This is a genomic window from Kribbella shirazensis (genome assembly GCF_011761605.1).
Taxonomy (GTDB): domain Bacteria; phylum Actinomycetota; class Actinomycetes; order Propionibacteriales; family Kribbellaceae; genus Kribbella; species Kribbella shirazensis.
This window is the reverse complement of record NZ_JAASRO010000001.1, coordinates 193924-203214: the sequence shown is the minus strand read 5'-3', so window position 1 is coordinate 203214 and position 9291 is coordinate 193924. Positions and strand designations below refer to the sequence as shown.

Below are 9291 nucleotides of genomic sequence, written 5' to 3'. Positions count from 1 at the left end.
GTCACGCCGCGCGCGCGACCGGCTCCTTCTACCGCTTGAGCGACAATCGAGTCGTCCTCCACCGGCACAGCTTTGAGATCTCCTGGTGGCGGCTGACGTCGAACCAGGTATGCACCGCCCGAGCTGTGAGTCGAATCATTCGCAACACGGCATTTTGCACCTGTACAGTTCAGCCGTGACCGAACCTGTGATCCTGGCTGATGTCGTCCGCAGCGACTTCGTCGAAGGCCACCACCGCGGCTCCGTCGTCGTGACCAATCCCGACGGCTCCGTCGCCTGGTCCGCCGGCGTCGTGGACCAGCCGATGTTCCCGCGCTCGTCCAACAAGCCCATGCAGGCCCTCGGCATGCTCCGCAACGGGCTCCAGTTGGACGGCAAGCTCCTCGCCCTCGCCGGCGCCTCCCACTCCGGCGAACAGTTCCACCTCGACGGCGTCCGCGAGATCCTCGCGCTGGCCGGCGAGGACGAGACCGCGCTGCGCACGCCCCCGGCGTACCCGCTGGACGACGCCGCCCGCGACGCCTGGGTCCGCGCCGGCCACGGCCCGGAGCGGGTGGTGATGAACTGCTCGGGCAAGCATGCGGCGATGGTCCTGACCTGCGCGCGCAACGGGTGGTCGTACCGCGAGCAGGACTACCGATCGCCGGACCACCCGCTGCAGCAGGAGATCCGGACCGCGCTCGAGGACGCGGCCGGAGAGAAGGTCTCGTACGTCGCCGTCGACGGCTGCGGCGCCCCGATCTTCGCGCTGACGCTGTCCGGACTGGCCCGGTCCTTCGGGCTGTTCGCGGCCGCGGCGCCGGGGACGCTCGAGGCGAAGGTGAAGGACGCGTTCCGCGCACACCCGGAGTACGCCAGCGGGAGCACCCGTGACGAGTACGAGCTGATGCGGGACACCGACGGGCTGTTCTGCAAGGCCGGCGCCGAGGGTGTGTACGCCGTGGGGCTCGCCGACGGCCGCGGGATCGCGCTGAAGCTCGAGGACGGGACGCCCCGTGCCCGCAAGGTCGTCATGGCGGCGACCCTCCAGCGCCTCGGCATCAGCAACGAGACGATCGAGAACCACCTGCACTTCGACCTCACCGGCGGCGACCACGTCGTCGGCGCAGTCCGCCCGCACGCCCCGACGTTCGCCTGACCCGCCCACCCTCGATCTTTCCGGAACTTTTCGGTCGCATAGTGCCTGATTAGTTCCGGAAAGGCAGGCCGTTCACGCCAACGGATGGGTCGGCGTTACTTCATTAGTGTGGAGCACTACGTCGAACCAGTCGGCCGGTGCCGGGTGGCAGGGTGACGCGCAGGTGGGGTGCGTTGGCGGTGTGGGCGCTGGCTGCCCAGTAGATGACCTTGTTGCGGGTGAACCCGTGCCACCAGCGGACGTTCTCGGCCGCGCACTGCTTGAGGTGCGTGATCTCCGCGGTTCCGTGAGGTGCCTCGCCCAGCCCGGCGATCTGTGCGCCGCCGATGGACTGCCTGAGAGCGCCGACGGGCCGCGTCGTCCCGCGGAAGGCTTCAGGCATACGCCGGCCGGCGTACGCGTCGTCGCGTCCGCGTTCCTAAGGTGGGGGCATGGACAACGCGATCGTGATCGGCGGTGGGATCGCGGGGCTGGCCGCCGCGGCCTCGCTGGTGCGGTCGGGGTGGGACGTGCGGGTACTGGAGGCGGCGCCGGAGCTGGGCGAGATCGGTGCGGGCCTGGTGGTGACGGTCAACGGTGAGCGCGCGGCCGAGCTGATCGGGGCGGCGGAGCGGATCCGGCGGAGCGGGTACGGCGTACGCGCGGCCGGGACCCGGCGCTGGGACGGGAAATGGTTGCTCAAGGCACCCGATGGCGCCGGTACCCGGATGATCGGGATCCACCGTCGCGGGCTGCACCAGGCGCTGGTCGAAGGACAGCAGGCCGAACTGGTGACGGGTGCTCGAGTCGTCGCGGTCGAGCCGGGTGTGGCGGGTGGAGAGCGCGCGAGGGTGACCTGGGAGTCGGCGGACGGGACGCACAGCGCGCGGGCCGATCTGGTGGTCGCCGCGGACGGGATCCGGAGCGTCGCCCGGAGCGCCTTGTTCTCCACAGGGTTGCGCTACAGCGGATTCAGTTGCTGGCGCGCGGCCACGCCGGACACGACCCTCGACGACCGGTTCGCGATGACGTGGGGGCCGAGTGCGGAGTTCGGCGCGCTGCGGATCAGTGCCGACGAGGTCTATTGGTACGGGTACGTCGCGATGCCGAGCGGACGCCTCGTCGCGGACGAACGACGAGCGGTCCGCGAGTACTTCGCGACGTGGGCACCCGACGTACGAGCGCTGATCGAATCGACGGGCGAGGTGATCCGGCACGACGTGTGGGTGCTGGACCGGCCGTTGCCGCGGTACACGATCGGGCGGACCGTGCTGATCGGGGACGCAGCGCATCCGATGCTGCCGACGCTCGGGCAGGGTGCGAACTCGGCCCTCGAGGACGCGGTCACGCTCGGACTCGTGATCCCCGCCGCGGGCGATCTGGCAGCGGGGCTGCGAGCGTACGAGTCGCAGCGGTACCGGCGTACGCGCCGCATCGTCAGCCGGTCCGCGCAGCAAGCGCGGGTCGGTGCCCATCTAGGTGCGCGCGGTCAGACCCTGCGGAACGCCCTGCTGCGGATCACGCCGCCCGCCGCCGCGCTGCGCAACGGCACCCGGATCTTCGAATGGACCCCGCCGGGATCATTTGGCGCGCAGGCGGTCGACCGCGGGTGACGCGAAGGGGAGCGGGGACGTCGGTGCGGGCAGGTCGTAACCGGCGTACAGACGGCGGCGGATCGCTTCCAGCGGGAAGGTCTCACGGTAGATCGCCAGCTTCACGGTCACGCCCTCCAGTGTTGCCCTGAGCAACATCTCCTCGACGGCCGGATCGGCGGCGCCGCGCGCCGCGAACACGTCGCGGATGGCGTCCTCGACCAGGGACACCCGGGCGGACTTGGCAGCCTCGACGCGGGCGAACACGTCGTGCGTGGTGGGCTGCATCATCAGGCTGATCGCGAGCCGCTGGATCGGCAGTGTGGTGGCGGCCGCCAGCAGCGCGCCGTCGATGATCCCCGCCAGACGTTCATCAGGAGTTCCCTGGATGGTCAGGATGCCGGCGATGCCGTCCAGCCAGCGGTCCAGGAGCTCGGCGGCCAGCTGTTCCTTGGTGGCGAAGTAGTACGAGACCAGGCCACGGGAGACGCCCGCGGTGGCGGTGACGTCGGAGATCGAGGCGGCCTCGTAGCCCTTGGCGGCGAAGACCTCCAGCGCCGCGCCGAGGATGCGTTCACGGGAGCGCTCGCGCAGCTCCTGGTTGACGGTGGCCGATCGCGGCACTGCTTCCTCTCCCGGTCGAGGCCTGAAGCGCCGGGCAACCCCCCATTCGCGTGCCCGGCGCCTCGGGCTGACCCCCCGTTGTTTCGGCCCCTCCCCGGGCGCGTTTATAGACTGGACGTCCAGTCAACAAATGTCAAAGGCTGTCCCGTTTCCTGGACACGAACGGTGACCGGTAGGATGTAGGGGCTGCGCCCTGTGTCGAGTGGCACGTGAAACCAGCCGTAGCCACCGCCTAACACCTTCTGATGACTTGGAGCGCTCCTTCATGCCTGTCCGTAACGACCTGCGCAACGTCGCGATCGTGGCCCACGTCGACCACGGGAAGACCACCCTCGTGGACGCGATGCTGTGGCAGTCCGGCGCGTTCGGAGCCCACCAGCACGTCGACGAGCGCGCCATGGACTCCGGCGATCTGGAGCGTGAGAAGGGCATCACGATCCTCGCCAAGAACACCGCCGTCCGGCACAAGATGGCCAACGGCGAGCAGATGACCATCAACATCATCGACACCCCGGGTCACGCCGACTTCGGCGGCGAGGTCGAGCGCGGTCTGTCGATGGTGGACGCGATCGTGCTGCTGGTGGATGCCTCCGAGGGCCCGCTGCCGCAGACCCGGTTCGTGCTCCGCAAGGCGCTGGCGCGGCAGATGCCCGTCATCCTGGTGGTCAACAAGGTCGACCGCCCGGACGCCCGGATCTCCGAGGTCGTCGACGAGACGTACGAGCTGTTCCTCGACCTGCTCGACCACGACGCCGACCAGAGCGCGCTCGACTTCCCGGTCGTGTACGCGTCGGCGCGCGCCGGGCGGGCCTCGCTGAACCAGCCGGCCGACGGCGGGATGCCGGACTCCGAGGACCTCGAGCCGCTGTTCGAGACGATCCTGAACAACGTGCCGGCCCCGGAGTACACCGAGGACGCGCCGCTGCAGGCACACGTCACCAACCTGGACGCCTCGCCGTTCCTCGGCCGGCTCGCGCTGGTCCGGGTGCACGAAGGCACGCTGAAGAAGGGCGCCCAGGTCGCCTGGTGCCGCCACGACGGATCGATCCAGAAGGTCAAGATCACCGAACTGCTGGTCACCGAGGCGCTCGAGCGGGTGCCCGGCGACTCGGCCGGCCCGGGCGACATCGTCGCGATCGCGGGCATCCCGGAGATCATGATCGGCGACACCCTGACCGACCCGGACAACCCGAAGCCGCTGCCGCTGATCACCGTCGACGAGCCGGCCATCTCGATGACGATCGGGACCAACACGTCCCCGCTGGCGGGCCGGACCAAGGGCACCAAGGTGACTGCCCGCCTGGTCAAGGACCGGCTGGACCGCGAGCTGGTCGGCAATGTCTCGCTGAAGGTGCTGCCGACCGAGCGTCCGGACGCCTGGGAGGTGCAGGGCCGTGGTGAGCTGGCGCTGGCCATCCTGGTCGAGCAGATGCGCCGCGAGGGCTACGAGCTGACCGTCGGCAAGCCGCAGGTCGTCACCCGCGAGATCGACGGCAAGCGGCACGAGCCGGTCGAGCGGCTGACGATCGACTGCCCCGAGGAGTACCTCGGCACGGTCACCCAGCTGCTCGCGGTCCGCAAGGGCCGGATGGAGCAGATGACGAACCACGGCACCGGCTGGGTGCGGATGGAGTTCCTGGTCCCGGCCCGTGGCCTGATCGGTTTCCGGACCGAGTTCCTCACCGACACCCGCGGTACGGGGATCGCGCACCACGTGTTCGAGGGCTACGAGCCGTGGTTCGGCGAGCTCCGCACGCGGCCGTCGGGTTCGCTGGTGTCGGACCGGGCCGGCGCGGCCACGTCGTACGCGATGATCAACCTGCAGGAGCGCGGCACGATGTTCGTCGAGCCGGCGACCGAGGTGTACGAAGGCATGATCGTCGGCGAGAACTCGCGCGCCGACGACATGGACGTGAACATCACCAAGGAAAAGAAGATGACCAACGTCCGGTCGAACGCGGACGAGTTCGAGAAGCTGGTGCCGGCGCGCAAGCTGTCGCTGGAGCAGTCGCTCGAGTTCTGCCGCGAGGACGAGTGCGTCGAGGTCACCCCGGACGCGATCCGGATGCGCAAGGTCGCCCTCACCCAGATCGAGCGCGCCAAGCTCGGTCGCAAGTCGAAGAGCTGATGATGCTGGAGCGTGCCGTGATCGACAGGCTGTTCCCGAGTGACCTCCCGGAGCCGCAGTACTGGGAGGACCGTTACCCGCTGCGGGAGCTGCCCGAGCAGGCGATGGTCACGCGGCTCGGCCCGTCACCGACCGGGTTCATCCACATCGGCGGCGTGTACGTCGGGATGATCGACCGGGACATCTCGTCGAACACCGGCGGCGTGTATCTGGTTCGCGTCGAGGACACCGACCAGTCGCGGGAGGTCGAGGGCGCGCTCGAGCAGTTCGCGCGCGCGTTCGAGTACTTCGGCATCAGCTCCGACGAGGACAAGGACCACGGTGCGTACGGGCCGTACCTGCAGTCCGAGCGCGAGCAGATCTACCTGACCTACGTGCGGCACCTGCTCCGGCAGGGCAAGGCGTACCTGTGCTTCGCGACGAAGGACGAGCTCGCCGACATCACCGCCCGCCAGCAGGCGTCGAAGGTCCCGACCGGGTACTACGGCAAGTGGGCGATCTGGCGCGACGCAGATCCGGCCGACGTCGCCGCGAAGCTCGCCGCGGGGACGCCGTACGTCGTCCGCTTCCGCACGCCCGACGACGCCGACGGGCAGCGGGCCGCCTTCGTCGACGCGATCCGCGGCCGGCTCGAGCACGAGGCGAACCGGAACGACGCGGTCATCCTGAAGGCGTCGGACCAGTCGCCGCGCCTCCCGACGTACCACTTCGCACACGCCGTCGACGACCACCTGATGCGGGTGAACCTGGTGATCCGGGGCGACGAGTGGATCTCCTCGGTGCCGCTGCACCAGCAGCTGTTCGCGGCGCTCGAGTTCGAGCCGATCACCTACGCGCACATCGCGCCGCTGATGAAGCAGATCCCGGGCGGCAAGCGGAAGCTGTCGAAGCGCAAGGACCCCGAGGCCGGCGTCGACTTCTACATCGCCGCGGGTTTCCCGGCCGACGCGGTGCTCTACTACCTGCGCGGCCTCGCCAACGGCCGGCTCGCGGAGCTGCCGCTGGCCGAGGCGCTGACGACGCCGATCGACCTGAGCCTGTGCGGAGCCGCCGGACCGCTCGTCGACCTGGTCAAGCTGGAGGACATCAGCGCCGACCACATCGCGACGCTGAGCGGCCGGCAGATCCTCGACGCGGTCCGCACCTGGGCCACGCAGTACGACGCCGAGCTCGTCCCCGTGCTCGACGCCGAGACGGAGCTGGCGCTGCGGGCGCTGGCGGTCGAGCGGGACGGGGTCGAGAACCCGCGCAAGGACCTGCGCAAGTGGTCGGACTTCCGGCCGGCGTACGGGTTCTTCTTCCCCGAGCTGTTCGTCCCGGTGGACGGGCCGGCCGACGAGCGGCTGGTTCCGCTCGGGGTGGCCGCGGACGTCGTCACCGCGTTCGCCGCGGATCTCGTGGCGGGCTACGAGCATCGCGACGACCCGCAGGAGTGGTTCGACCAGATCCGCACGCTCGCCGCGAAGCACGGGTTCGCGCCGAACGCCAAGGAATACAAGAAGAACCCGGACGCCTACGCCGGCTCGATCCGCGAGGCCTCGCAGCTCGTCCGGGTCGCGATCACCGGCGCCACCCGCAGCCCGGACCTGCACGCAACCGCCCACGCCCTCGGTGCGTCCGAGGTACTGCGCCGGCTGCGGGCCCTGGCCGGGGACGCTTAGGGCACGAACTGGAAACAGCACTCGACGGAGCGCGATTCCGCCTCCGTCGGTGTGATACACCATTGCTCGGTCGATGGCGGGGGAAAGAAAGTTCTGACTTGTTACCAACCAGACGTGAAGTAGCGACGTCTGTCTTGTGGAAGCACTCTTTGGGGGAAGGACGAAGGAAACATGGGGATTTTGCGTAAGGTCGGCGCGGCTCTGACGGCAGCCGCGGTCGTGGGCGTCGGGGCGCTCACCGCGACCGTCACCGCTGAGGCCGCGCCGCAGGTGGCGGGCTCGGCGCAGCGGTCGGCCACGGCACCTGCGCCGGTGGGGAAGCCTCCGACGGCAACCTCGGCGAAGAAGCCGGCGGCCAGCGCGATCACGAAGTACCGGCTGGACAGGCGCTGTATGACGAAGGGCCGGGTTCTCTGCATCAACAAGAAGACCCGCAAGCTGGTGTACGTCGTGAACGGCAAGCCGACCCAGGTGATGGACGTCCGGTTCGGGTCCAGCAGGACCCCGACCCGCAACGGCGTCTTCCGGGTCTACCGCAAGTCCAAGAACCACGTGTCCTCGCTGTACGGCTCGAAGATGCCGTACGCGATGTTCTTCAGCGGCGGCCAGGCCGTGCACTACTCCTCGGACTTCCGCGCCCGCGGCTACAACGGCGCCTCGCACGGCTGCGTGAACGTCCGCGACAAGAAGAAGATCGCCTGGGTCTTCTCCCGGGTGAAGGTCGGCGACAAGGTCGTCGTCTACAGCAAGTGAGCTGACGTCCGCACAGCGGCCGGGGAGCTATTCCCCGGCCGCTGTCGCGTTCCGGAACGCCTTGTACAGCCGCGGTTCCACCAGGCAGAAAGTGGCCCGGACGACGTTCGTCGGCGTACGGCGCAGCGTCCGTACGGCGATGTCCGCGGCCGACTGCGCCGGCCAGCCGTAGATCCCGGCCGAGACCGCGGGCAACGTCATGGTCCGTACGCCGAGTTCGTCCGCGATCCGCAACGCGTCGCGGTAGCAGGACTCGAGGAGCGCCGGATCCCGTTGCCCCGCGGTGTAGTTGGGCCCGACCACATGGATCACGTACGACGCCGGTAGCGCACCGGCCGTGGTCCACACCGCCGAACCGGTCGGGGTGCCCTTCGGGTACCGCTCGACGAGCTCCGCGAGGATCTCCGGGCCGCCGGCGCGATGGATCGCTCCGTCGACGCCGCCACCGCCGCGCAGGGCGTGGTGTGCGGCGTTGACGATCGCGTCCGCGGGCACCGTGGTGATGTCGTCGGTGCTCAGCACGATCTCCATGCGCAGTTCCTCCGGTACCCTGAGGGGCCAACCAAAATGGCAGTGGGGACGTCCTACAAGTGTAGGAACGGGGCTATTAGAGGGGTGTCCGATGCGCGGGCTGATCATTCGCAAGCTGTTGTCCGGACTGGTCGTGGGTGGCGTGGTTGCTGCACTTCTCAGTTCCGGAACGACGGCGACCGCGACCCCGCAGGACCTGAAGACCGTGCCTTTCGAGGTCAGCGGTGAGCTGCCGATCTACCCCAAGGCGCTGTGGAAGAACGGCTCCAGCGGCACGAGCGTCCGCAAGGTCGAGGCGCGGCTGGTGCAGCTCAAACTGCTCGAGAAGCGGTACCTGGACGACGATTTCGGGACCATGACCCGGTCCGCGGTGAAGAAGTTCCAGAAGTCCAAGGACATTCCCCAACTCGGGTACGTCGACCAGTACACCTGGGACCAGCTGACCAAGGTGACCCACGAGCCGACGCAGGCCGAGCTGTACCCGCCGGCGCCGGTGGTGGACGGCAAGAAGCTCGACGCCCGGTGTGCGACCGGTGTGGCGCTGTGCATCGACAAGACCACCCGCAAGCTGCGCTACGTCGTCGACGGCGTGGTGAAGATGCAGATGGACGTCCGGTTCGGCGCGGTCAAGACCGCGACCCGGGAGGGCGGCTTCACGGTCGGCTGGAAGAGCCGGAACCACGTCTCGAAGCTGTACGACTCGAAGATGCCGTACGCGATGTTCTTCAGCGGCGGCCAGGCGGTGCACTACTCGTCGGACTTCGCGGCCCGCGGTTACAACGGCGCCTCGCACGGCTGCGTCAACGTCCGCGACCTCGCCAAGATCAAGGTCCTCTTCGACCAGGTCAACGTCGGCGACAAGGTCATCGTCTACCGCTCGTAGTT

The 9291-nt window shown here is 68.9% G+C and carries 9 protein-coding genes; 6 read left to right on the top strand and 3 right to left on the bottom strand.

All coding sequences use genetic code 11. The features are described from left to right. Positions 1-175: 175 nt before the first annotated feature. Complete coding sequence (locus BJY22_RS00920) at positions 176-1138, top strand: asparaginase (RefSeq protein ID WP_337757932.1); 963 nt, start codon at positions 176-178, stop codon at positions 1136-1138. A gap of 103 nt (positions 1139-1241) precedes the next feature. Here the strand turns inward: BJY22_RS00920 and BJY22_RS00915 are convergent, their stop codons facing one another. Next, entirely contained in the window at positions 1242-1520 is a 279-nt protein-coding gene (locus BJY22_RS00915; protein WP_167203284.1) for an erythromycin esterase family protein, read from the bottom strand. 49 nt (positions 1521-1569) lie between these two features. Here BJY22_RS00915 and BJY22_RS00910 point away from each other — a divergent pair, with 49 nt between their 5' ends. Then, positions 1570-2730 (top strand): FAD-dependent monooxygenase, encoded by a 1161-nt coding sequence (locus BJY22_RS00910; protein WP_167203283.1) that lies wholly within the window; start codon positions 1570-1572, stop codon positions 2728-2730. Here the strand turns inward: BJY22_RS00910 and BJY22_RS00905 are convergent. Beyond that, the gene (locus BJY22_RS00905) at positions 2698-3333 is read right to left on the bottom strand and encodes a TetR family transcriptional regulator (protein WP_167203282.1); all 636 of its coding nucleotides are present in this window, start codon (positions 3331-3333) and stop codon (positions 2698-2700) included. The genes BJY22_RS00910 and BJY22_RS00905 overlap by 33 nt on opposite strands. A gap of 265 nt (positions 3334-3598) precedes the next feature. Here BJY22_RS00905 and typA point away from each other — a divergent pair, with 265 nt between their 5' ends. The 3 genes from typA to BJY22_RS00890 all read left to right on the top strand — a co-directional run bounded on the left by typA (position 3599) and on the right by BJY22_RS00890 (position 7875). Beyond that, the gene (typA, locus tag BJY22_RS00900; RefSeq protein ID WP_167203281.1) at positions 3599-5461 is read left to right on the top strand and encodes a translational GTPase TypA; all 1863 of its coding nucleotides are present in this window, start codon (positions 3599-3601) and stop codon (positions 5459-5461) included. Further along, on the top strand, positions 5461-7122 hold the full coding sequence (locus BJY22_RS00895; RefSeq protein ID WP_238350257.1) for a glutamate--tRNA ligase: 1662 nt from the start codon (positions 5461-5463) through the stop codon (positions 7120-7122). The genes typA and BJY22_RS00895 overlap by 1 nt, the downstream gene beginning before the upstream one ends. A 171-nt stretch (positions 7123-7293) precedes the next feature. Then, a complete protein-coding gene (locus tag BJY22_RS00890; RefSeq protein ID WP_167203279.1) occupies positions 7294-7875 on the top strand; it encodes a L,D-transpeptidase in 582 nt (193 codons plus the stop codon). A gap of 27 nt (positions 7876-7902) precedes the next feature. Here the strand turns inward: BJY22_RS00890 and BJY22_RS00885 are convergent, their stop codons facing one another. Then, entirely contained in the window at positions 7903-8406 is a 504-nt protein-coding gene (locus tag BJY22_RS00885) for a macro domain-containing protein (RefSeq protein WP_167203278.1), read from the bottom strand. A 91-nt stretch (positions 8407-8497) separates the two neighbouring features. On the opposite strand from BJY22_RS00885, the gene BJY22_RS00880 reads away from it, so the two are divergent. After that, positions 8498-9289, top strand: a complete 792-nt coding sequence (locus BJY22_RS00880; RefSeq protein ID WP_202890939.1) for a L,D-transpeptidase family protein — start codon at positions 8498-8500, stop codon at positions 9287-9289. The last annotated feature ends 2 nt before the right edge of the window (positions 9290-9291 follow it).

Bases quoted from the DNA above. Each gene is read 5' to 3' on its own strand.
- BJY22_RS00915 (WP_167203284.1), bottom strand. From the start codon at position 1,520: ATGCCTGAAGCCTTCCGCGGGACGACGCGGCCCGTCGGCGCTCTCAGG.
- BJY22_RS00910 (WP_167203283.1), top strand. From the start codon at position 1,570: ATGGACAACGCGATCGTGATCGGCGGTGGGATCGCGGGGCTGGCCGCC.
- typA (WP_167203281.1), top strand. From the start codon at position 3,599: ATGCCTGTCCGTAACGACCTGCGCAACGTCGCGATCGTGGCCCACGTC.
- BJY22_RS00895 (WP_238350257.1), top strand. From the start codon at position 5,461: ATGATGCTGGAGCGTGCCGTGATCGACAGGCTGTTCCCGAGTGACCTC.
- BJY22_RS00890 (WP_167203279.1), top strand. From the start codon at position 7,294: ATGGGGATTTTGCGTAAGGTCGGCGCGGCTCTGACGGCAGCCGCGGTC.
- BJY22_RS00885 (WP_167203278.1), bottom strand. From the start codon at position 8,406: ATGGAGATCGTGCTGAGCACCGACGACATCACCACGGTGCCCGCGGAC.
- BJY22_RS00880 (WP_202890939.1), top strand. From the start codon at position 8,498: ATGCGCGGGCTGATCATTCGCAAGCTGTTGTCCGGACTGGTCGTGGGT.